The sequence below is a fragment of the Rhodobacterales bacterium HKCCA1288 genome (assembly GCA_015693905.1).
Classification (GTDB): Bacteria; Pseudomonadota; Alphaproteobacteria; order Rhodobacterales; family Rhodobacteraceae; genus M30B80.
Genome location: CP065161.1, coordinates 2109233 through 2131713 on the forward strand (window position 1 = coordinate 2109233; position 22481 = coordinate 2131713).

Here is a 22481-nt window from a genome sequence, read left to right on the forward strand (position 1 = left end):
AGTGTCGGGGGCGGTTTTCGAAGCCTTGCTCTTGCGATGAGGTTTAGCTGATCGCTGCTGCTTTTACGTCTTCGTCTATGTAGGGCACATATTGCGCAAAGTTATCGGCGAACATCCCAACCAATTTTGCGGCCTGCGCATCATAGGCTGCGGCATCTGACCATGTGCTGCGTGGATCAAGCAGGGCATCATCTACCCCTTTAAGGCTGACAGGCACTTCGAAGCCGAAATTGGGGTCTTTGCGGAATTGGCCTTGATTGAGTGACCCATCCAGTGCCGCGGTCAAAAGGGCGCGTGTTGCTCTAATGGGCATACGCGACCCTGTGCCATAGGCCCCGCCCGTCCAGCCCGTGTTCACAAGCCAGCAGGTCGACCCGTAAGTGGCGATTTTTTCGCGCAGAAGGTTGCCATAGGCCTCAGGGCGGCGCGGCATAAAGGGGGCGCCAAAACAAGTTGAGAAGGTTGGTTCTGGCTCGGTCACGCCGCGCTCTGTGCCGGCAACCTTAGAGGTGAAACCTGACAGGAAATGATACATCGCCTGCGCAGGGGTCAGGCGCGCAATCGGAGGCAAAACACCAAAAGCATCACAGGTCAGCATGATGATATTTTTCGGATGCCCACCAAGCCCTGTGTCGGACGCGTTTGAGATCTGCTCCAACGGATAGGCGCAGCGGGTGTTTGCCGTCAGGCTTGCATCGTCAAAATCAAGCTCAAGCGTTTCTTCGTCATAGACCATATTTTCGATCACAGTGCCGAAACTATGGGTCGTGGCGTAGATTTCTGGTTCTGCCTCTTTGCGCAGGTTGATGGTCTTGGCGTAACAGCCACCCTCAAAATTGAAGATGCCGTTTTCTGACCATCCATGCTCATCATCACCAATCAAGACGCGAGCAGGATCAGCGGAAAGCGTGGTTTTTCCTGTGCCAGAAAGACCAAAGAACACCGCGCTATCATCAGGGTTGCCCGTGGCGTGATTGGCCGAGCAATGCATTGGCATGACGCCCTTCTCAGGCAAGAGATAGTTCAACAAGGTGAAAACCGATTTCTTGTTTTCGCCCGCATATTCGGTGCCACCGATCAAGATCAGTTTTTTGTCAAAATTCAGCGCGATCACCGTATCCGTGCGGCAGCCATGTTTCGCAGGATCCGCCTTAAAGCTGGGGCAATTGATGATTGTAAACTCGGGCACAAAGCTGTCCAGTTCTGTGCGCGATGGGCGGCGCAGCAGGTGGCGGATGAACAGGTTGTGCCATGCCAACTCCGAGATCACGCGCACATCAAGGCGGTGGTCTGCATCCGCGCCGGCATAGAGATCTTGCACGAAATATTCGCCGCCCTTCATATGCGCGACCATGTCGGAATAGAGGCGATCGAAGGCATCCATTTCCATGCGGGCGTTGTTGTCCCACCAGATATGCGGCTCGACCGACGGGGTTGCGACAACAAATTTATCTTTAGGAGAGCGGCCCGTATATTTTCCCGTGCTGACCAACAGAGTGCCGCCGTTGCCAAGGCGACCCTCATTGCGGGTCAAAGCGGCCTGAATCAGTGCAGGTTCAAGCAGATTATAGTGAACCTGGCCCAGATCCGAAATGCCTTGATGCTCCAGCCGATGGGCGGGGTTCACGCGTCCTGTGCTCATGTTCTCTTATGCTCCTGTGCCGATGCTGCTCGGCAGTGATGAAAATCAACGCGGGAACAGAGCTGCACTCAACCCCGCGTAAGCCCCGTATAACATGACGGTTTTATTACTGAACAGGACGCATCCGCACAGTTAGCGCAACCATTTCCCCGATTGGACAAATTTTGTCGAACTCGCCCGATTTGTTGAGGCGCTAACGGTTCGTTCACACGCAGATGCCACATTCTGGCCGCAGAAAAACCGTGATTCGAAATATTTCGATTGATTCTCTCGCTCAGAAAAAGTGTTATACACAAAAAATAAATATAAATTGAGCAGGCATAAGGAGCCAAGACAATGTCGCGGATTGCTCTTGTGGATGACGATCGTAACATCCTGACCTCTGTTTCTATTACATTGGAGGCAGAAGGGTTTGAGGTCGAAACCTATAATGACGGCCAATCGGCCCTTGATGGGTTCAACAGGCGGATGCCCGAATTGGCTGTGTTGGATATCAAAATGCCCCGTATGGATGGCATGGATTTGCTGCAACGCTTGCGGCAAAAATCAAACATCCCCGTGATCTTTTTAACCTCAAAAGATGATGAAATTGACGAATTGATGGGTCTGCGCATGGGTGCGGATGACTATGTCAAAAAGCCATTTTCTCAACGTCTTTTGGTAGAACGCATTCGTTCTATTCTGCGCCGCCAAGAGGCAATCGCCACGGATGCAACGGGCGTTCCTGAAGAAAGCCAGATTTTGGTGCGGGGCGAATTGACGATGGATCCCCTCCGCCATGCGGTGAAATGGAAGGGTCGGGATGTTTCTTTGACTGTGACCGAATTCCTGCTGCTTCAGGCCCTCGCGCAGCGGCCAGGCTTTGTCAAAAACCGCGATCAGCTCATGGATGTGGCCTATGATGATCAGGTCTATGTCGATGATCGCACCATCGACAGCCATATTAAGCGACTGCGCAAAAAGATGCGCGAAGTAGACGATGAATTTAATGCCATCGAAACCCTCTACGGCATCGGCTACCGCTATAATGAGGAATAGATGACACTGACCTCTGACTTTTCGACTTCCGATCCCTCAGGGCGCGATACCCCGCGCTCTGAAGTGGTTTTAGGCGAGGATTGGGAAAAGCCAGAAATTGTCGTGGAACAAGAACTGCGCGCTGCCCGTGATCGGCGCAGCGTTTTCGCGCTGAACCGATCCCCTTTGGCGCGCAAGATCATTCTGTTTAATCTTTTGGGTATTGTCGTGCTGGTGGCGGGGATGCTCTATCTCAACCCGTTTCGTGACAGCCTTGTATTGCAGCGCGAGCGTGCGCTTGCCTTCAAAGCGCAGCTCATTGCCGATGTCTTAGAGGAACGTATCGCGAGTTTTGGCGGCACGATAGACCCGTCCCGCGCGGATCAGGCATTGGCACGCATTGGTCTGGCCGAAGGTTTGTTTGTTCATATTTTTGCACCCGATGGAACAGTCTTAAGCAGCAGCAGCGACATCTCCGTCAACCCCGCTCGACCTGTGCAGGGATTGGTTGAGCGCCCCGAACGGATCATGTGGATCACGGATTTTCTCAACCGTCTTTGGGACTAGACGGCCGACCTGATCACCCGCGACACGGGCGGGGCCGCGCCGCTTGATGTTCAGGCACAGGCGCAGGCCCTTATCCCTGAGGCGCTGTCTGGGGCCACGGTCTTAAGCCGCGGGCAATCGCCTGATGGTGCAATTTATCTTGCCGTCAGCGCCGTTGACGGAAGTGCGGGTATTGCCGCGGTGGTTGCCGTTAGCACCGCGGCAGGTGAGGTGGATGATCTGGTGCGCGCAGAACGTGAACAGCTTTTGCAGTTCTTTGTTGTGGCATTGTTGATTTCGATTGTTTTGTCGCTTGTCTTGGCCTCAACCATTGCCAACCCTCTGTCCGATTTGGCCGATGCCGCCGAACTGGGCCGCGATAAAAATGCCCGCAAGCTTAGCCCCACCCGTGTGCGCATCCCTGATCTGACGGGGCGGCCAGATGAAATAGGCCGTCTCTCTGCGGCCCTGCGTGGTATGGTGGGCGCGCTCTATGATCGGATTGAATCAAACGAGCAGTTTGCCGCAGATGTCAGCCATGAGATCAAAAACCCATTGGCCAGTTTGCGGTCAGCGGTCAGCACTTTGCAGCGCGCCAATACGGATGATCAGCGCAGCAGGCTCTATGAGGTGATCACCCATGATGTGCAACGATTGGACAGGCTTGTGTCAGATATTTCGAATGCCTCGCGATTAGATGCTGATTTGGTAAAGGAGGAAGAAGAAGAATTCGATCTTCTGCGAACCTTGCGCAACATCTGCGACTATCACGCGGGCGAGGCGCGCGCGAAAGATGTAAGTTTCATCACGGATTTGCCAGATGCGCCCATCCTGATCACTGGGCTAGAGGGGCGTTTGGCGCAGGTCTTTGTCAACCTCTTGTCCAATGCCTTGTCTTTCTGCGATGCTGGGGATGCTGTCCGCATCTGGGCGCGCAAAAGAGAGGATCGCATTTTGGTGGTGGTAGAAGATACAGGGCCAGGCATTCCTGATGACGCGCTGACGAAAGTGTTCACCCGTTTCTATTCAGAGCGGCCCCAAGCACAATTTGGCAACCATTCGGGCCTCGGCCTTGCGATTTCCAAGCAGATTGTTGAGGCGCATGGTGGGGTGATTTGGGCTGAAAATATTCGCCCCACTGAGGCTGATGTCACCTCCGACCCGCTTGGTGCGCGGTTCATCGTGGGCTTGCCGATTTAATCTATGGCTGAGGATCGTGGGGATTTCGCCAATGCGCTCGATTTGGCGCAGTTTGGCCATATGCATGGTGCTGCGCTGCGTTTGCACGCCACGGCGGTGGCGTATGAAGGGCGGGGGGTTCTTATCTTGGGGGCATCTGGTGCAGGCAAATCCTCGCTTGCGCTTGATTTGATAGCGTTTGGTGCAGAGCTGATCTGCGATGACGCGATCCTGCTTGAGGCCGATACCGAAGGTTTGAGCTTGCGCGCGCCGCCTGAACGCCTGCCGATGATTGAGGCGCGGGGGATTGGGCTTTTGAATGCGGGGCCATTGGTGGATCAGGCCGCCCTTGCGCTTGTCTTATATCTGCAAGATATGCCGCAGCCACGCCTGCCTGCCACCCGCATGGCGATGTGGCGCGGGCATTTTGCGCGTCTTTTGGGTGTCAATGCGCGCGTCCCGCAGACCAGCGCGGTGGTTCACGCCCTGCGACATGGCTTCGCCCCGCTCGCGTAATCGCTTGGATCGCAGCCCATTTGCGCTACAGTTGTGAACAAGCGCCAATGCCACCCGTCCTTAACAAGTGCCAAGCCGATGGATCGCGAAGATAAAACAGGCCACCCAAAGCACAAGCGCCCCTCAGGAGATGACGAGGCGCAACGGGTGGTTTTTGTTACAGGGCCATCTGGTGCGGGCCGCAGTAGCGCCATTCATACATTAGAGGATTTGGGATACGAGGCGATTGATAACCTGCCATTGTCGCTCTTGCCCCGCCTCTTGGAAGGCCCACCTTTAACGCGGCCTCTGGCGCTGGGCACAGATCCACGAAACCGCGATTTCTCCGCACAGGCATTGATTGCTGCGGTCGATGGATTGGCCGCGCATGAGCAGGTTTTATCCGAACTGGTTTATCTCGACTGCGCCGATGATGTTCTTGCTCGCCGCTTTTCAGAGACGCGGCGGCGTCATCCAATGGCCCCCGCTGAGGATACACTGACAGGCATACGCCGTGAGAAGGAATTGCTTAGCCCCGTGCGCGCCCGCGCCACAAGCCTGATCGATACCAGCACCCTCAGCCCGCATGAGTTGCGCGAGGAGATTGCGCGCCATTTTAGCGCAACAACCCCGCATCGCTTGGCGCTGACGATCCAAAGCTTTTCTTACAAGCGCGGCCTGCCGACTGGCGCCGATATGGTGTTTGACTGTCGCTTTTTGGAAAATCCGTATTGGCACGATGATCTGCGCCGATCTGATGGGCGCGACCAAGCCGTGCGCGATTTCATTGCCAAAGATCCGCGGTTCGCACCCTTTTCCACCCAAGTCTTGGGACTGATTGAAACGCTCCTTCCTGCTTATGTTGACGAAGGAAAAACGCATCTGACAGTTGCGTTTGGATGCACGGGGGGGCAACACCGCTCTGTTGCAATGACGGAAATCATCGTAAGCCACCTTGCACAAGCGGGCTGGCAAGTGTCAAAACGTCATAGAGAATTGGAGCGGCGCGGCCTCATCGCCACGCCCTGAAATACAATAGGGTCTTGCGGGTGATAGGGATTGTTATCGTTGCACATGGTGGATTGGCCCGCGAATTGTTGGCCGCGACTGAACATGTGGTGGGGCCTGTTCACGCGGCCCGCGCGATTCCCATCGGCCCCGAAGATGATCGCGCCACCTGCCAACGTGATATTTCTGCCGCCGCAGATGCCGTGGATACTGGCTATGGCGTGGTTGTGGTCACCGATATGTATGGTGGTTCACCCTCGAACTTATCCTTGCCCGCGTGTCGCAGTGCCAACCGCAAAATTCTGACCGGCGTTAATCTGCCGATGCTGATCAAATTGGCCAAATCGCGCCATTTGCCCTTGGATCAAGCGGTGGCGCGCGCCACCGAGGCGGGGCGGCGCTATATCAACAGCTTTGATGGAACCCCTGAATGACCGAGACGGTACGCTGCGTTCTGAAAATCGTGAATGAAAAAGGCCTACACGCGCGGGCCTCTGCGAAATTTGTCGAAACAGTCGAAAAATTCGATGCCGAAGCGACAGTGAGCAAAGATGGCATTTCTGCTTCGGGCGACTCGATTATGGGCCTTTTGATGCTTGCTGCCTCGATTGGCACTGAAATTGAGGTTGAAACAACTGGCACTCAAGCGCAATCTCTGGCAGAGGCGCTGACGGAGCTTGTCGCAGATAAATTTGGCGAAGGCCGTTAAGGCCCGTTTGCGACAGGCGGCTGGAGGGGACAGACTGCGTGACTGAGACGACAGAAACAAAATCTGGCGCAGCGCCCATCGTGGCGGCCGAAGTGCCGCAAGGCCCCGTCTATGATCGGCGCAGCCTGACCTACTCCAACACATTCGACAGCCCCGTCACACGCACGATTATTCGGGCGATAGAATGGATGACGGGCAAGATCACGATCATCCGCCGCGTGCGTGCATTTGAAAAACTTGGTGCCCCGAAAGGGCAGGAGTTTTGGCCTGCTACGATGAAGGTCATGGGCATTGATTTGCTGACCCCAGAGGCACAGCTTGACCGTATTCCCGCAACAGGGCCCGTGGTGTTGGTGGCCAATCATCCGCATGGTTTGGTGGATGGCATGATCTTGGCTGATCTGATCGGGCGCAAAAGGCCAGATTACCGCATTTTGACCCGCGCGCTGTTGACTGGGATTGATGAAAGCGCGGCTCAATACATGATCCCCGTGCCGTTTCCCCATGAATCCGAGGCCCAGCGCAAAATGGTTGAAATGCGCGACAAAGCGATGAGTCATCTCAAGGCGGGCGGTTTGATTGCGCTTTTCCCATCAGGGGTGGTCGCCGCCGCAAAAACCGCCTTTGGCCCTGCGGTTGAAGCGGAATGGAATGTGTTTACCGCAAAGATGATCCGCACATCGGGGGCAACAATTTTGCCGCTCAATTTCCCTGGATCAAATTCGCGGTGGTATCAAATTGCCAATCGGATTTCGCCCATTTTGCGGCAGGGTCTTTTGCTGCATGAGGTGGCCCATGCGTTTGATAAACCGCAGGCCCCTGTAATCGGGCACCCGATCCTACCAGAAGACTGGAAGGAGGCCAGCGCCTCCCCGCGTCAATTTATGGCCGATTTGCGGGAGCATGTTTTGTCTTTGAAAGACAACCCTGACGCGCGATTTATGTCTAGGCCCTAGCGGGTGGGCACGGGCACTTCGCCCCGATAATCGTAAAAGCCACGCTCGGTCTTGCGTCCTAGCCACCCTGCCTCGACATATTTGGTCAAAAGCGGGCAAGGCCGATATTTCGTATCGGCTAATCCATCATGTAAGACATTCATAATGGCAAGGCAGGTGTCCAAACCGATAAAATCCGCCAATTCAAGCGGCCCCATTGGATGATTGGCGCCAAGCTTCATCGACTCGTCAATTGATTGCACGCTGCCGACACCTTCGTAGAGGGTATAAACCGCCTCGTTGATCATCGGCATCAGGATGCGATTAACGATGAACGCAGGAAAATCTTCTGCTGTGGCCGATGTTTTCCCAAGGCGATCCACGACCGCCTTACATGCCGTAAAGGTTTCGTCATCTGTTGCGATGCCGCGGATCAGTTCAACCAACTGCATCACGGGCACAGGGTTCATAAAGTGGAACCCCATAAATTTCTCAGGCCGATCCGTGCGACTGGCCAAGCGCGTGATGGAGATAGAGGAGGTGTTGGATGTCAAAATCGTATGCGGCTGCAAATGTGGAAGCAGATCTTCGAAGATGGCTTGCTTCACAGTTTCGCGTTCAGTCGCGGCCTCGATGATGAGATCAGTTTTGCCCAAGTCAGAGAGGTGCAATGTCGTATGGATGCGCGCCAAGGCATTTGCCTTATCTGCGGCCGAGATTTTCTCGCGGCTCACTTGGCGCTCAAGGTTGCGGTCAATCAGCGCTACGCCCTTGTCCAACTGATCTTGGCTGACATCGTTCAGCCAGATTTCATAACCTGCCAAGGCGCAGACATGCGCGATGCCATTGCCCATCTGGCCTGCGCCTACGATGCCGATTTTGCTGATTTCCATCGCTGAACCTTTGTCTTGAAAACGCGTGGTCTTTGCACGCCGCACCATAAAAGGCGAAGCCCCAAAGACACAAGCCGTAACCGCGCAAAAGCGGTGCAGCAGTTGAGAATGCAAAGCTGCAGGACCATTCAAAAATCAACATAAAATCTCGTAAAATCTGATGGTTAGGGAATTCGTAAGAGGCTTTGGCCATTCTTTCCGTTGGGTGAGACGAATCAAGGTGGGAGCAGGCAATGAGCTTTGCCTTCAAGGGGCATGGCCCCCTCGATTATAAACTTGTGACCTATGAGGGGTCACAGATGCGGTTTCGTGGGCCGCAAATTGATCTAACCAAGCCGTTTTTGCTGTGTTTGGGCGGCTCTGAGACATTCGGCAAATTCGTGCCGCAGCCCTATCCTGACCGCTTGTCGGCGATGTTGGGGCGCCCCGTGGCGAATATGGCCGCAATGAATGCGGGGTTGGAATTGGCGCTTGGCGATGGGGCTATCGCCGATGCGATGAGTAGGGCCGAGGCGATTGTGTTGCAAATTACAGGTGCGCATCACCTGACCAACCGCTTTTATCAGGTGCATCCACGCCGCAATGATAGGTTCCTGCAACCCTCTGACATATTGCGGGTAATCTATCGCGAGGTTGATTTCACGGATTTCCACTTCTCGCGCCATATGTTGGAACATCTTTTAACCTGTTCCGAAGATCGGTTTCAGATCGTTGTGGATGAATTAAAGATGGCTTGGATGGCGCGTATGCGCAGCCTTTTGAACCGCGCCATTTGTCCAGTTCACTTGCTATGGATCGGGCACCGCCCTCCTGCGGAAACGGGCTATTGCCGTGAGTTGGGGGCAGACCCGCTTTTCGTCACCAAAGGAATGTTGGAAGAAATTGCTGCGCAAGCGGCCTCATTGACGATCTGCGTGACAACGCGTGAGGAGCAACAAAAACCAACGCGGGGTATGTTTTTTGGATTGGGAGAAGAGAAAATAGCGCGTGCTTTGCTTGGGCCTGACATCCATGTCCGCGCGGCGCGTGATCTCTCAGAAAAAATCCTCAAGCTTTAGAAAAAACAAAACCCGCGCCACAAATTCGGGGCGCGGGTCTTTAGAGCCAAGTTTGATTGGATCAGAGCTTGCCTGTCAATTCAGGCACGACATCAAACAAATCCCCAACCAGCCCGTAATCCGCCACTTGGAAGATGGGGGCTTCTTCGTCTTTGTTGATTGCCACAATCACCTTGCTGTCTTTCATACCTGCAAGGTGCTGAATGGCACCTGAGATACCAACGGCAACATAGAGATCCGGCGCGACAACCTTACCCGTCTGGCCCACCTGCCAATCATTGGGGGCGTAGCCAGAATCGACCGCTGCACGGCTTGCACCAACCGCAGCGCCCAGCTTGTCGGCCAGTCCTTCAATGAGGGCGAATTGTTCTTGGCTGCCAACGCCGCGACCGCCAGAAACAACGATCCCTGCAGAGGTCAGTTCGGGACGATCCGAAGCAGCCACCTTATCCTCAACCCATTGAGACAGGCCTGTTGTGGCGGCTGTGCCAAGGGCCTCAACAGGGGCTGAGTTGCCAGTGGCGGCGGCATCGAACCCTGCGGTGCGGATGGTCATGACCTTCACGCTGTCGTTTGATTTTACCGTTTGGATGGCGTTGCCCGCGTAAATGGGGCGCTCGAACGTGTCGGCATCCACAACGCCCACAACTTCGGAAATGATCATCACATCCAGCAAAGCGGCCACACGGGGCAGCACGTTTTTTGCGTCCGAGGTCGCCGCAGCAGCAATATGGCTATAGCCACCCGCCATCGACACGATCAAATCGGCAACGGGTTCGGCCAACATGTGGCAAAAGCCGTGATCGCCCGCAAAGATTACTTTGGATGCGCCTGCAAGGGTCGCGGCCTCTGCAGCAGCGGCATCGCTACCTTCGCCTGCAACCAGAATATGAACATCGCCCAAACCAGATACGGCTGTCAGGGCCTTGGACACCTGATCAACGGCAAGCTGGCCGTTGGTGACATCTGCAAGAAGAAGAACCGCCATCAGATTACCCCCGCTTCGTCTTTAAGTTTCGAGATAAGCTCTTCAACCGAAGCCACCTTGATGCCCGCCTTGCGGGTTTCTGGCTCGGTCGTTTTGATCACTGTCAAACGCGGGGTCACATCCACGCCGTAATCTGCCGCCGTTTTTTCATCGAGGGGCTTTTTCTTCGCCTTCATGATGTTTGGCAGTGACGCGTAACGCGGCTCGTTCAAGCGCAGGTCAACCGTGACGATTGCGGGCATTTTGACTTTAATTGTCTGCAAGCCGCCATCAACCTCGCGGGTCACAGTGGCGCTGTCGCCCTCGACCTCAAGGGCAGAGGCGAAGGTGGCTTGGCTCCATCCCAGAAGGGCGGCAAGCATCTGACCGGTTGCGTTCATGTCATTGTCGATGGCCTGCTTGCCTGCAATCACAAGGCTTGGGCCCTCGTCTGCAATCACAGCTTTCAGGATTTTGGCAACGGCCAGAGGCTCGATATCCTGATGCACATCATCGGCGGCTTCTACAAGGATCGCGCGATCTGCCCCCATGGCCAAAGCGGTGCGCAATGTGTCTTGCGCCTGTTTGACGCCGATGGACACAACCACCACTTCCTCAGCCTTGCCCGCTTCTTTCAGGCGGATTGCCTGTTCCACGGCAATCTCGTCAAACGGGTTCATCGACATTTTCACATTGGCGAGATCAACACCCGAGCCATCCGCTTTGACACGAACTTTTACGTTATAGTCGATCACGCGCTTGACCGGCACCAGAATTTTCATCCGCACGTTCTCCAGTTAAAGCATTTCGATCACGCGCCGCAGCGCGATTATTCAGACGTTGTTGTAATCGCTGATTCCCTGCGGCAACAGACCAAAAGCGGCATCTGAGACGCTCTAACGCGGCGCTGCTCTCGAGAAAACTAATTTTAAAGGCTTGTTTGCGGTAACCTAGTCAGCCTCGCGATTGGCGCCTGGTGTCCACAAAATATCGGCTTTGCCACCCTCATTGGCCACGCGACCCGCAACGAAGAACCAATCAGAGAGGCGGTTTAGATATTTCACCGCCATAGGGTTGACCGATTCCATCGTTGCCAATTCCACGCAATTGCGCTCGGCACGGCGGCAGACGGTGCGACACATGTGCAGATGTGCCGACAAGGCGGTGCCACCTGGCAAAATGAAACTGCGCAGCGGTTCCAAATCGGCGTTCATCTTGTCGATTTCTTTTTCCAAACGCGCCACTTGCGCCTCAACAATACGTAGGGCGGGATAGGGGCGTTCGGCGTCTTTCTCGATATTTGGGGTGCAAAGATCAGCCCCGAGGTCGAAAAGATCGTTTTGAATGCGGGCAAGATGCGCATTCATGTCATCACTGGCTTCAAGCCGCGCGATGCCCAAGGTCGCGTTCAACTCGTCCACGGTTCCATAGGCTGTAACGCGCATGGAATGTTTCGCCACGCGGCTGCCATCACCCAAGGCGGTTTCACCGTCATCACCTGTTTTTGTGTAAATTTTGTTCAAAACGACCATAGGTCTGCTCCCTTAATTGGCTGGCTAGCCGCGCAAAATGACAAAAAGAACGATCAAAATCACCGCCACAAATTGTGCGATGATACGGGCTTGCATGAATTTATTGGATTGCTTCGCGCTTTCGGCGGTGCCTTTGCGGAAAGAATTAATGCCAAGAAACAAGATCGCCACAACGACCAGACAGGCCAAGGCGACAACAATAAAAAGTGGGTCGTTGATCATTTGGGTTTCCCTTCGGTCGTGGCGGTCTGTGATAGGCCACAGCTAGGGCGTTTTTCACAGAGGCGAATTATTTTTGCCAGAGGGCAGTGGACGGATGCGGCAATCTCACCCTTTTGCGATCAGCCAATCAAGGGCGCGGGTCGGTAACACCCGTTTCGCGGTCGACATGAAATAGCTTGGCGTTGTGATGTAATAGCGCGGCTTGGGGCGTGGTGCCTCAAGCGCATGAACAAGCTTCTTCAGAACCGCCTCGGGAGGCAGTTCAAAGGGGTCAGGCCCGCGCTCTTCGTAGAGGCGTTTCAACAAGCCGTTGCGATATTGATCCGCGCGTGCAGAATTTTCCCAATCAATCCATTTTTCGAAAAGCGGAATAGAATTCTGTCGGATTTTCGAGGTGACGGGCCCCGTGTTCAATGTGCTGATGCTGATATTTGTATCCCGCATCTCAAGGCGCAGCGTGTCGGTTAGCCCTTCAAGCGCGAATTTGGTCGACACATAGGCCGCGCGCCATTTCAAGGTCACAAGGCCTAAGATAGACGAATGTTGCACGATGCGGCCATGCCCCTGTGCGCGCATCACAGGGATCACGCGGCGCGTCAGATCATGAACGCCAAAGACATTGGTTTCGAAAATCTCGGCCAAAGCGCCGCGTGGCAAATCTTCGACTGCACCAGGGATACCAAAGGCCCCGTTTGAGAAAAGCGCGTCAAGGGTGCCGCTCGTCATCTCAAGGCAGTTTGCAAGCCCTGTCTCCACAGATGCAGGGTCGGCGTAATCCAATTGCACGGCCTCGAACCCATTGGCGCGCAGCGCCGCAACATCCGCCGCTTTGCGGGCGCTTGCGATGACCCGCCAACCGCGTGCCCGCAACCCGCGCGCGCAGCACGCCCCGATGCCGGACGAACAGCCTGTTATCAGAATAGATTTTGTCATGGTCTTTGCCTTTGCCCTGTCGCAGCCTTTGCTATGTGTGACGCACAAAATGCGCAATCACGGATCACAGCGGTGACCTGCTATTCTGGCGATCTGGGGCAAAAAACCGCGCAGGCGAGGAATAATTTATCGCAATGGGCGCACGGGGCGCTTGTTTGGTCGGGGCAATTTGCCTATCAGGTTGTGCAATGAGCGAGCAGAATGACAGTTTTGACGAGAAGCGGGAAGTTGAGCCGCTCAGCCGTGCCATTGGCACGCGCTATCTGCAATATGCGCTGTCCACCATCATGCATCGCGCCCTGCCTGATGCGCGTGATGGCCTGAAACCTGTTCATCGCCGCATCCTGTTTGCAATGCGCGAGTTGCGTTTGGCCTCGAACGGGGGCTTCCGTAAATCTGCGAAAATCTCGGGCGATGTGATGGGGAATTACCACCCACATGGCGATGCCGCGATTTATGACGCAATGGCGCGCTTGGCCCAAGATTTTAACCTGCGCTATCCACTGGTTGATGGTCAGGGAAATTTTGGAAATATTGATGGCGATAACCCCGCGGCAAGCCGATATACTGAGGCGCGCATGACCGCGATGGCCGAGGCGCTGCTTGAAGGGTTGGACGAAAACGCCGTTGATTTCCGCCCCAATTACGATGGCACCTTGACGGAACCCGAGGTTCTGCCCGCAGCCTTCCCCAATCTTTTGGCCAACGGGGCGAGCGGGATTGCGGTGGGCATGGCCACAAACATTCCTCCGCATAATTTGGACGAGCTCATCGCCGCGTGTTTGCATTTGATCAAAACCCCAGATGCCCGCGATGAAACACTTTTGAATTATATCCAAGGCCCCGATTTCCCCACAGGCGGCGTGATTGTCGAGCCGCGTGATAGTATCGCGGAAACATATCGCACGGGCCGTGGCGCGTTTCGTTTGCGTGCAAAATGGGAGGTCGAGGATCAAGGCCGCGGATCATGGGTGATCGTGGTTACAGAAATCCCGTTTCAGGTTCAAAAATCCAAGCTGATCGAAAAGCTGGCCGAACTGATCCAAACAAAAAAAGTGCCGATTTTGGCGGATCTTCGGGATGAATCGACCGAAGATATTCGCATCGTGCTTGAGCCGCGCTCGCGCAATGTAGACCCAGAAGTTTTGATGGGGATGCTGTTCCGCAATTCAGACCTTGAGACGCGGTTTTCGTTGAATATGAATGTGCTGATCGATGGGCGCGTGCCAAAAGTGTGCAGCCTCAAGGAAGTGCTGCGCGCCTTCCTCGACCATCGCCGCGATGTATTGATCCGCCGTTCCGAGCATCGCATGGCAAAAATCGATCACCGCTTAGAGGTTCTTGAAGGCTTTCTGATCGCCTTCCTCAACCTTGACCGCGTGATTGATATTATCCGCTATGACCAAGACCCCAAAGCTGCATTGATGCGCGAAGATTGGTCACGCACATTCGTGCGCGCCACCTCCGAATTGGATTATCAGACCCCGCCCGAAGGCGAGGGTGAACTGACCGAAACGCAAACCGATGCCATTCTCAATATGCGTCTGCGCAGTCTGCGCCGACTGGAGGAGATGGAATTACAGCGCGAACGTGACGCGCTGATGGAGGAGCGTGCGGGCCTAGAGGATTTGTTAGAAACCGAAAGCCTGCAATGGGCGCGGATTGCCGATGAATTGCGTGAATTCCGCAAGAAATTTGGCGCAAGCGCCGAAGGTGGCGCACGCCGCACCGCCTTTGCCGAAGCGGGCGAGATTGAAGATGTGCCGCTTGAGGCGATGATTGAGCGCGAACCGATTACGGTGGTGTGTTCAGCCATGGGATGGGTGCGGGCGGTCAAAGGCCATGTTGATCTTGGCACAGAGATGAAGTTCCGCGATGGCGATGCGGGCCGTTTCCTGTTCCATGCGGAAACAACCGATAAGTTGCTGGCTTTTGCCTCCAACGGACGTTTCTACACGATCCAAGCCTCAAACCTGCCTGGCGGGCGCGGCTTGGGCGAGCCGTTGCGCTTGATGGTCGATTTGCCCAATGAGGCCGAGATTTTGGCGTTCTTCCCCTATCGTGAGGGGCAAAAGCTACTTTTAGCCTCCAGTGCGGGGGATGGGTTCCTCGTTGCTGAAGATGAGGTTTTGGCGCAGACGCGCACGGGGCGGCAAGTCTTGAATCTGCGCGAAGGTGTGCGTGCGGTTGTCTGCCATAGATTGGCGGCAGAGGATGATCACATCGCCGTTGTCGGTGAAAATCGCAAAGTGCTGATCTTCCCTCTTGACGAATTGCCCGAACTTGGGCGCGGTAAAGGTGTGCGGCTGCAAAAATACAAAGATGGCGGTTTGGTCGATGCGCGTGGCTTGCGTTTGGCTGATGGTCTAAGTTGGTCTGATCCTGCGGGACGCACTCGCACGGAAACAGAACTTGCCGATTGGATTGGCAAACGGGCCACAGCAGGGCGCATGGCACCGCGCGGTTTCCCAAGGGATAACCGCTTTACATAACCGCTTTGACAACACTGGGGGTCTGTCATGCGATTTTTAACATTCTCAAGGCGCAGTGTTGCGGCGGGAATGATGTCCCTGCTGCTACTTGGTTGTGCAGCCCCCGATCCTTTGGGTCAGGCGCAAATCCCGATGGGGGATTTTGCCTTGGGGTTCAATATTGTTGTTGCTGATAATATGCAGCAAGTCCCCCCCTCACGCGATGCCACACCCGAAGAGTGGATTGCGGTGATCTCCTCAGAGATTGATCGCCGATTTGGCGCATATGAGGGGGATAAGCTCTACCATATTGCGCTGAGTGTAGATGCCTATTCTCTGGCCCCTCCTGGTATTCCCGTCCTTCTCAGCCCAAAATCGGTTTTGGTGATTTCTGCCAATATTTGGGACGATGCGGCAGGGGTGAAATTGCATGAGGTGCCCAACCAAATCACCATTTTTGAGGGCGCGTCACCCGATACGATATTTGGGTCGGGCTTCACCCGTGACCGCGAAGAACAGATGCAGATTTTGGCCCGCAACGCGGCCAAGCGCGTGCAGGCATGGATGCTTGAAAACCCGCAATGGTTTGGCATTGACCCAGATGCGGCAAATGCGGCGCTTGAGGGATTAGATGTGCCCCCCGATCCTTTGGCTGAGGCGGATCTTACTGCCCTTGAGGTGCCCGAAATGGCCGTGACAGAAACCAGTGCCACGCCAACTGTCACGCCCGTTCCACGTCCTGCGCCCTAACCCAGTTTGCAACCATGGGCTGAATGGTCTGAATGTCGTCTTGATTTTTTGTCTCAAGCCTCGTAACGAGCGCGCGTGTTGAACTCGGGCACAGATTTTGCCCCCCAAAAAATGAGGCGCCAGGGCTATGGCAAAGGAAAAGTTTGAACGTAATAAGCCGCACGTGAACATTGGCACGATTGGTCACGTTGACCACGGCAAGACGACACTGACAGCGGCGATCACGAAGTATTTTGGTGATTTCAGAGCGTATGATCAGATTGACGGCGCCCCTGAAGAGAAGGCGCGCGGGATCACGATTTCGACTGCGCATGTTGAGTATGAGACAGATGCGCGTCACTACGCGCATGTGGACTGCCCTGGTCACGCTGACTATGTGAAGAACATGATCACCGGTGCGGCGCAGATGGACGGCGCGATCTTGGTTGTGAACGCGGCGGACGGCCCTATGCCACAGACGCGCGAGCACATTTTGCTTGGTCGTCAGGTTGGTATCCCTGCGATGGTTGTTTACATGAACAAAGTCGATCAGGTTGATGACGAAGAGTTGTTGGAACTTGTTGAGATGGAAATCCGCGAGCTTCTGTCTTCTTACGACTTCCCTGGCGATGACATTCCTGTTGTTAAAGGGTCTGCTTTGGCGGCGATGGAAGGCCGTGACGCAGAGATCGGTGAGAACTCGATCCGCGCGTTGATGGAAGCTGTTGACAGCTACATCCCAACGCCTGCACGCGCAGTTGACCAGCCATTCTTGATGCCAATCGAAGACGTGTTCTCGATTTCTGGCCGCGGCACCGTTGTGACGGGCCGTGTTGAGCGTGGTGTGATCAATGTGGGTGACGAGATTGAGATCGTTGGTATCCGCGACACCTCCAAGACGACCTGCACAGGCGTTGAGATGTTCCGCAAGCTGCTTGACCGTGGTGAAGCGGGCGACAATATCGGCGCGCTTCTGCGTGGTGTTGATCGTGAGGGCGTTGAGCGTGGTCAGGTTCTCTGCAAGCCAGGTTCTGTGAAGCCACACACGAAGTTCGAAGCTGAGGCTTATATCCTCACGAAAGAAGAAGGTGGTCGTCACACCCCGTTCTTCGCGAACTACCGTCCTCAGTTCTACTTCCGCACCACGGACGTTACCGGCACTGTGACCCTGCCTTCTGGCACGGAAATGGTTATGCCCGGCGACAACCTGAAGTTCGAAGTCGAGCTGATCGCCCCCATCGCGATGGAAGATGGTCTGCGCTTCGCCATCCGCGAAGGCGGCCGCACAGTCGGCGCAGGCGTGGTCTCCAAAATCATCGCTTAATCGCTGGCGATTTTCTAAACTCAAAGAAAGCCGCGCCTTCGGGGGCGGCTTTTTCATTAAAGCTGTGCGGTATTGTGACCTACTTTGTGATCTGCTGCGAGCGCCTCTGCATCCATGAAGGATTGCAGTCTTTCGGCCAGTGCGGCGGTCTCGGCCTCCGAGAGCTTCGGGGGCACAGTCTCCTCCCAAACCCGCCAACGCAGATGCAGTTTGGTAAAGGGCAGCGGGAAGATCAGCCGATCCCATGTTGGCCATATGAGATAATGTTTGGCTGAAAACGTAAAACTGACCACGGGCACTTGGGCGGAGCGCGCCCATTGGATTGGGGTTGATTTTGCGACCCGCGCAGGCCCGCGTGGCCCATCTGGCGAGACACCAATCGAGATACCCTCGCGCAACCCTTTTAGGATGAGGCGCATTTCGGCGGCCCCAAGGATACCGCGCGGCATTGGCACGCTTTCATAGCCGAAATGGCGGTGGATATGGCCCACCAACCGCCCCGCCCGTGCATCAGACGTCAGGCTGCGACAGCGATATTTAGAAAGATCAAACATAAAGGGCGTCATCATCAGCCGTTGATGCCAACAAACGATGATCACAGCGCCGTGGGTGGCCAATGCCGTCTCAACCTGTGTCCAACCCTCTTCCTCGCGGCGCGAGGTTATGCGCACCAACCGCGCCCATGCCCCAAAAACCGCTGCAACCGCGCGATTTGCAAAGGCGGAATTTGCGATCCTTTTGCGTAGGGTTGTTGCGGTCTTGGTCATAGCTAGGTTCCTTCGCGCAAACTGTCCCGCCGTGCAAGCGCCAAGCGGGAGATAAACCATGGAAATCTGCGCAGCCTTCCTCTTGCATTGGGGGCCAAGCCCCGCTATCAGCATGCACGGCCTTAGGGGTATAGCTCAGTTGGTAGAGCAACGGATTCCAAATCCGTAGGCCGCGGGTTCGAATCCTGCTGCCCCTGCCACTTTCCCGATTATCAACCTTGGACTGCACATAGCGTGCTTCGCGGCTTGCATCATCGGGCGCGCTTGCCTATATCAGCCGACAATCGAAAGAGGTAAAAGACCATGGCCAACCCGATCCAATTTGTTCAACAAACCCGCGCCGAGATTGCCAAGATCGTTTGGCCGACCCGCCGCGAGCTTGTGACCACCACCGCGATGGTATTCGCGATGGCGGTTTTGGCGGCGTTGTTCTTTTTCATGGTCGATTGGCTGATCCGCCAAGGTTTGGAATTGCTGCTGACGGCGGTAGGCTAAGACCCTTGAACCCTTGATTTTCCCTATTTCGGGGGGTAGGGGGACGGAGAATATTTCCCGGCGGCGTGTATCGATTCGAGATACACGCTGATTTTTTGTTTCGGGACGGCACGCGCGGCATGATGCCAAGCGGTTGGACACTAAAATAACTGGCGCGCGATCGCGCCTTATGTCGAGGATGGAAGAAGCGGATGGCGAAACGGTGGTATTCGGTGAGCGTGCTGTCAAATTTTGAGAAGCGCATCGCCGAGCAGATCAGAAACGCCGTGGCCGAAAAGGGCCTCGAGGATGAGATCGAAGAAGTTCTCGTTCCTGAAGAGGAAGTGATCGAGATTCGCCGTGGCAAGAAAGTCACCGTCCCGCGCCGCTTTATGCCTGGTTATGTTCTGGTGCGCATGGAATTGACCGACCGCGCCTATCATGCTGTGTCTTCGATCCCGCGCGTCACAGGGTTCCTTGGGCCGCAGGGCCGCCCCATGCCGATGCGCGATGATGAAGTGAACGCGATCCTGAACCGTGTCGAAGAGGGCGAGGCCAGCCCCCGCTCAACCATCACCTTTGATGTTGGTGAAAAGGTTAAGGTTAATGACGGGCCGTTTGAAGATTTCGATGGCATGGTCGAAGAAGTTGATGATGAGAACCAGCGCCTCAAGGTGACGGTCTCGATTTTCGGGCGCGCAACGCCCGTGGAATTGGAATTCACGCAGGTGTCGAAAACCGCCTGATGTGGGTGCGGCGCGCAAGCGCCGCTCATTCGTGGGAGGCAGGATCATGCGCGCATGATGTGCCGAACCACGCTAGCGACTGGGAAAGGGACGCGTCCCGATCCTGATAGGGTGCAGCCAAGCTGTGCCGATGAAAAAAAGGAGAGGCCAGATGGCCAAGAAACTTGCTGGAACGATGAAGCTGCAGATCCCTGCAGGTCAAGCTAACCCATCCCCACCTGTTGGCCCTGCATTGGGTCAGCGCGGGATTAACATCATGGAATTCTGCAAGGCGTTCAACGCCAAGACCGCAGATATGGAGCAAGGCGCCCCTTGCCCCACCGTGATCACCTATTACCAAGACAAATCTTTTGCGATGGAAATTAAGACGCCGCCTGCGTCTTATTACCTGAAAAAGGCCGCAGGTTTGAAATCTGTTGGCAAGCGCAACCGCCCACGCGGTGCCGAAAATCCTGGTCGTGAGACCATCGCAACTGTGACTGTTGCTCAGGTTCGTGAAATCGCTGAAGCCAAGATGAAAGACCTCAGCGCGAACGATGTTGAAGCGGCAATGAAAATCATCCTCGGCTCTGCAAAGTCGATGGGTATTGAGGTGAAAGGGTAAGTTATGGGCAAGATTGGTAAGCGCGTAACGGCAGCCCGTGCCGCCTTCGCAGGAAAAGAAGACATCACAATCGAAGAAGCCGTTGAGCTGATCAAAGCGAATGCTTCGGCAAAATTCGATGAATCGGTTGATATTTCAATGAACTTGGGCGTTGACCCTCGTCACGCTGACCAAATGGTGCGCGGCACAGTGACCTTGCCAAATGGCACAGGCAAATCTGTGCGCGTTGCGGTTTTCGCACGCGGCCCTAAGGCAGATGAAGCCAAGGCTGCGGGCGCGGATATCGTTGGCGCGGAAGACCTGATGGAAATCGTTCAGGGCGGCAAGATCGAGTTTGATCGCTGCATCGCAACCCCTGACATGATGCCAATCGTGGGCCGTTTGGGTAAGGTTCTTGGGCCTCGTAACCTGATGCCAAACCCAAAAATCGGCACTGTGACCATGGACGTTAAAGAGGCCGTAGAAGCGGCCAAAGGCGGTCAGGTTCAGTTCAAGGTCGAGAAGGCGGGCATCGTTCATTGTGCGGTTGGCAAAGCCAGCTTTGACGCAGCGAAACTGGCGGAAAATATCCGCGCCTTTGTTGACGCTGTATCGAAGTCCAAGCCAGCAGGCGCAAAAGGCACTTATTTGAAGCGTATCACGCTCAGCTCCACCATGGGGCCTGGTGTGTCGGTTAGCGTTGAAAGCGCGACCAACGCGTAAACAGTTTTGGCCCTCTCTGTGCGAGGGGGCCGAAAGCCGCGGGGTTTGACCGCAAGAACTCGGATGGGGCAACTTTGGTCACAAAGTGGTGTTCCCTCTTGGGTTTCTTTGCGTTCTGTCGTATGGCCCCGTTTCGACCTGTGTCTGCGATTCGCTCGTGGGCGCGGTCACCTGTCCGAGACGGAGGGTGGGCGCATGCCCGTAAATCCTTCCTGAGATGGGAAACGAGTTTCGGATTTCCGCAAGGCCACCGCGCCTTCGGGCGGTCTGGCTCGGGCCCCTCACTTGGACCCGAAGAGGTAGGGAAACCTGCCAAACTTGAGCCGGGGGGTGACCCCCTAATTGGAGTAGAACTGTGGATAGAGCCCAGAAAGAGAGAGTGGTCGAGGAACTCGGCCAAATCTTTGAAAGCTCTGGCGTTGTCGTGGTGTCTCACTACGCGGGCCTCACGGTTGCTGAGATGCAAGACCTGCGCGCGAAAATGCGCGAAGCTGGTGGGTCTGTACGCGTCGCCAAGAACAGGCTCGCCAAGATCGCCCTTCAAGGAACGCCTGCCGAAGGCATTGCTGACCTGATGACGGGTATGACTGTGTTGTCCTATTCCGAGGATCCTGTGGCTGCGGCCAAGGTTGCCGAGGACTACGCCAAGGCGAATGCTAAATTCGTTATCATTGGCGGTGCTATGGGTGGCACTGTGCTTGATCAAGCTGGCGTTAAAGCCGTTGCGTCCATGCCATCCCGTGAGGAGCTTATTGCTTCGATCGTGGGCTGCATTGGGGCACCTGCTTCCAACATCGCTGGCGCAATTGGCGCACCTGCTTCGAATATTGCGAGCATCCTTTCGACCATCGAAGAGAAGGCCGAAGCCGCATAATGCAACCTTGAGACCCGTTATGTTTGGCTATGCCGCATGACGTTGGATCACAAATTTTAGATACGGAAACCGAAAAATGGCTGATATCAAAAAACTTGCCGAAGAGATCGTGGGCTTGACCCTTCTCGAAGCACAAGAACTGAAGAACTACCTCAAAGACGAATATGGCATCGAGCCTGCTGCAGGCGGCGCTGTCATGATGGCAGGCCCTGCTGCTGGTGGTGACGCCGGCGCAGCTGCTGAAGAGAAAACCGAATTTGACGTTATCCTGAAATCTGCTGGCGGCAATAAAATTGCTGTCATCAAAGAAGTTCGCGGCATCACAGGTCTTGGCCTCGTTGAAGCGAAGAACCTCGTTGAAGCAGGTGGCAAGGCCGTCAAAGAAGGCGTTGCAAAAGCAGAAGCAGACGACATCAAAGCCAAGCTCGAAGCAGCTGGCGCAGAAGTCGAACTCAAGTAATCATGGAAGGAATGCGCGTGGCGCATTCCCCATGTTGCGATGTGGCTGGGCGGGTTTTTCCTGTCCAGCCATCCTCACCTAGATGAGGGCCTTGGTGGCCAAGACCTTCTTCTAGGTGTGGTGCAGGATCGGGAGCTTGCCGGTGGGACGGCAGGCATGAATGGATCCTCCATCCGCTTGTTTCAAAGCCCCCC

General features: G+C 55.2%; 24 protein-coding genes, 1 tRNA gene and 1 pseudogene. 18 read left to right on the plus strand and 8 right to left on the minus strand.

All coding sequences use genetic code 11. The features are described from left to right. Nucleotides 1-43 precede the first annotated feature (43 nt). Nucleotides 44-1642, minus strand: a complete 1599-nt coding sequence (locus tag I3V23_10330; GenBank protein ID QPI84969.1) for a phosphoenolpyruvate carboxykinase — start codon at nucleotides 1640-1642, stop codon at nucleotides 44-46. Nucleotides 1643-1978: 336 nt separating this feature from the next. Here I3V23_10330 and I3V23_10335 point away from each other — a divergent pair, with 336 nt between their 5' ends. The 7 genes and pseudogenes from I3V23_10335 (at nucleotide 1979) to I3V23_10365 (ending at nucleotide 7552) form a co-directional block, all read left to right on the plus strand. Continuing rightward, nucleotides 1979-2680, plus strand: a complete 702-nt coding sequence (locus tag I3V23_10335; protein ID QPI84970.1) for a response regulator transcription factor — start codon at nucleotides 1979-1981, stop codon at nucleotides 2678-2680. Continuing rightward, a pseudogene (locus I3V23_10340) lies at nucleotides 2681-4405 on the plus strand (sensor histidine kinase). A gap of 3 nt (nucleotides 4406-4408) precedes the next feature. Continuing rightward, nucleotides 4409-4900, plus strand: coding sequence for a serine kinase (locus tag I3V23_10345; protein QPI84971.1), 492 nt, complete (start codon nucleotides 4409-4411; stop codon nucleotides 4898-4900). A gap of 78 nt (nucleotides 4901-4978) precedes the next feature. After that, nucleotides 4979-5908, plus strand: coding sequence for an RNase adapter RapZ (gene rapZ, locus I3V23_10350; protein QPI84972.1), 930 nt, complete (start codon nucleotides 4979-4981; stop codon nucleotides 5906-5908). 20 nt (nucleotides 5909-5928) lie between these two features. Continuing rightward, on the plus strand, nucleotides 5929-6321 hold the full coding sequence (locus I3V23_10355; protein ID QPI84973.1) for a PTS fructose transporter subunit IIA: 393 nt from the start codon (nucleotides 5929-5931) through the stop codon (nucleotides 6319-6321). After that, nucleotides 6318-6596, plus strand: coding sequence for an HPr family phosphocarrier protein (locus tag I3V23_10360; protein QPI84974.1), 279 nt, complete (start codon nucleotides 6318-6320; stop codon nucleotides 6594-6596). The genes I3V23_10355 and I3V23_10360 overlap by 4 nt, the downstream gene beginning before the upstream one ends. Before the next feature lie 188 nt (nucleotides 6597-6784). Next, the gene (locus tag I3V23_10365; GenBank protein ID QPI86789.1) at nucleotides 6785-7552 is read left to right on the plus strand and encodes a lysophospholipid acyltransferase family protein; all 768 of its coding nucleotides are present in this window, start codon (nucleotides 6785-6787) and stop codon (nucleotides 7550-7552) included. On the opposite strand, the gene I3V23_10370 is transcribed toward I3V23_10365, so the two are convergent. Next, nucleotides 7549-8424 (minus strand): 3-hydroxybutyryl-CoA dehydrogenase, encoded by an 876-nt coding sequence (locus I3V23_10370; protein QPI84975.1) that lies wholly within the window; start codon nucleotides 8422-8424, stop codon nucleotides 7549-7551. The genes I3V23_10365 and I3V23_10370 overlap by 4 nt on opposite strands. Nucleotides 8425-8657: 233 nt before the next feature. On the opposite strand from I3V23_10370, the gene I3V23_10375 reads away from it, so the two are divergent. Next, entirely contained in the window at nucleotides 8658-9482 is an 825-nt protein-coding gene (locus I3V23_10375) for a hypothetical protein (GenBank protein QPI84976.1), read from the plus strand. A 61-nt stretch (nucleotides 9483-9543) separates the two neighbouring features. Here I3V23_10375 and I3V23_10380 read toward each other — a convergent pair whose 3' ends face one another. The 5 genes from I3V23_10380 to I3V23_10400 all read right to left on the minus strand — a co-directional run bounded on the left by I3V23_10380 (nucleotide 9544) and on the right by I3V23_10400 (nucleotide 13136). Then, nucleotides 9544-10470, minus strand: a complete 927-nt coding sequence (locus I3V23_10380; protein QPI84977.1) for an FAD-binding protein — start codon at nucleotides 10468-10470, stop codon at nucleotides 9544-9546. Beyond that, complete coding sequence (locus I3V23_10385) at nucleotides 10470-11231, minus strand: electron transfer flavoprotein subunit beta/FixA family protein (GenBank protein QPI84978.1); 762 nt, start codon at nucleotides 11229-11231, stop codon at nucleotides 10470-10472. Before I3V23_10385 ends, I3V23_10380 begins: the two co-directional genes overlap by 1 nt. A 168-nt stretch (nucleotides 11232-11399) precedes the next feature. Beyond that, entirely contained in the window at nucleotides 11400-11981 is a 582-nt protein-coding gene (locus I3V23_10390) for a cob(I)yrinic acid a,c-diamide adenosyltransferase (GenBank protein ID QPI84979.1), read from the minus strand. Between the two features lie 24 nt (nucleotides 11982-12005). Beyond that, nucleotides 12006-12203 (minus strand): twin transmembrane helix small protein, encoded by a 198-nt coding sequence (locus I3V23_10395; protein QPI84980.1) that lies wholly within the window; start codon nucleotides 12201-12203, stop codon nucleotides 12006-12008. Between the two features lie 105 nt (nucleotides 12204-12308). Continuing rightward, entirely contained in the window at nucleotides 12309-13136 is an 828-nt protein-coding gene (locus I3V23_10400; GenBank protein ID QPI84981.1) for an SDR family NAD(P)-dependent oxidoreductase, read from the minus strand. A gap of 188 nt (nucleotides 13137-13324) precedes the next feature. On the opposite strand from I3V23_10400, the gene I3V23_10405 reads away from it, so the two are divergent. From I3V23_10405 to tuf, 3 genes are all read left to right on the plus strand, one after another. Further along, nucleotides 13325-15628, plus strand: a complete 2304-nt coding sequence (locus I3V23_10405; GenBank protein ID QPI84982.1) for a DNA topoisomerase IV subunit A — start codon at nucleotides 13325-13327, stop codon at nucleotides 15626-15628. A 27-nt stretch (nucleotides 15629-15655) separates the two neighbouring features. After that, nucleotides 15656-16357, plus strand: coding sequence for a hypothetical protein (locus I3V23_10410; protein ID QPI84983.1), 702 nt, complete (start codon nucleotides 15656-15658; stop codon nucleotides 16355-16357). A 127-nt stretch (nucleotides 16358-16484) separates the two neighbouring features. After that, nucleotides 16485-17660, plus strand: a complete 1176-nt coding sequence (tuf, locus tag I3V23_10415) for an elongation factor Tu (protein QPI84984.1) — start codon at nucleotides 16485-16487, stop codon at nucleotides 17658-17660. A gap of 56 nt (nucleotides 17661-17716) precedes the next feature. Here the strand turns inward: tuf and I3V23_10420 are convergent, their stop codons facing one another. Continuing rightward, on the minus strand, nucleotides 17717-18427 hold the full coding sequence (locus I3V23_10420; protein ID QPI84985.1) for a DUF374 domain-containing protein: 711 nt from the start codon (nucleotides 18425-18427) through the stop codon (nucleotides 17717-17719). A gap of 124 nt (nucleotides 18428-18551) precedes the next feature. On the opposite strand from I3V23_10420, the gene I3V23_10425 reads away from it, so the two are divergent. From I3V23_10425 to rplL, 7 genes are all read left to right on the plus strand, one after another. Next, a tRNA-Trp gene (locus I3V23_10425) sits at nucleotides 18552-18627 on the plus strand. A 103-nt stretch (nucleotides 18628-18730) separates the two neighbouring features. Continuing rightward, nucleotides 18731-18922, plus strand: coding sequence for a preprotein translocase subunit SecE (gene secE, locus I3V23_10430; GenBank protein ID QPI84986.1), 192 nt, complete (start codon nucleotides 18731-18733; stop codon nucleotides 18920-18922). Nucleotides 18923-19113: 191 nt separating this feature from the next. Continuing rightward, the gene (nusG, locus tag I3V23_10435; GenBank protein ID QPI84987.1) at nucleotides 19114-19647 is read left to right on the plus strand and encodes a transcription termination/antitermination protein NusG; all 534 of its coding nucleotides are present in this window, start codon (nucleotides 19114-19116) and stop codon (nucleotides 19645-19647) included. Between the two features lie 151 nt (nucleotides 19648-19798). Next, nucleotides 19799-20251, plus strand: a complete 453-nt coding sequence (gene rplK / locus I3V23_10440; protein ID QPI84988.1) for a 50S ribosomal protein L11 — start codon at nucleotides 19799-19801, stop codon at nucleotides 20249-20251. Nucleotides 20252-20254: 3 nt separating this feature from the next. After that, entirely contained in the window at nucleotides 20255-20953 is a 699-nt protein-coding gene (rplA, locus tag I3V23_10445; protein QPI84989.1) for a 50S ribosomal protein L1, read from the plus strand. 355 nt (nucleotides 20954-21308) lie between these two features. Beyond that, nucleotides 21309-21827: a 50S ribosomal protein L10 gene (rplJ, locus tag I3V23_10450; protein QPI84990.1), complete on the plus strand. Its 519-nt coding sequence runs from the start codon at nucleotides 21309-21311 to the stop codon at nucleotides 21825-21827. A gap of 76 nt (nucleotides 21828-21903) precedes the next feature. After that, nucleotides 21904-22287 (plus strand): 50S ribosomal protein L7/L12, encoded by a 384-nt coding sequence (gene rplL, locus I3V23_10455; protein QPI84991.1) that lies wholly within the window; start codon nucleotides 21904-21906, stop codon nucleotides 22285-22287. Nucleotides 22288-22481: the final 194 nt, after the last annotated feature.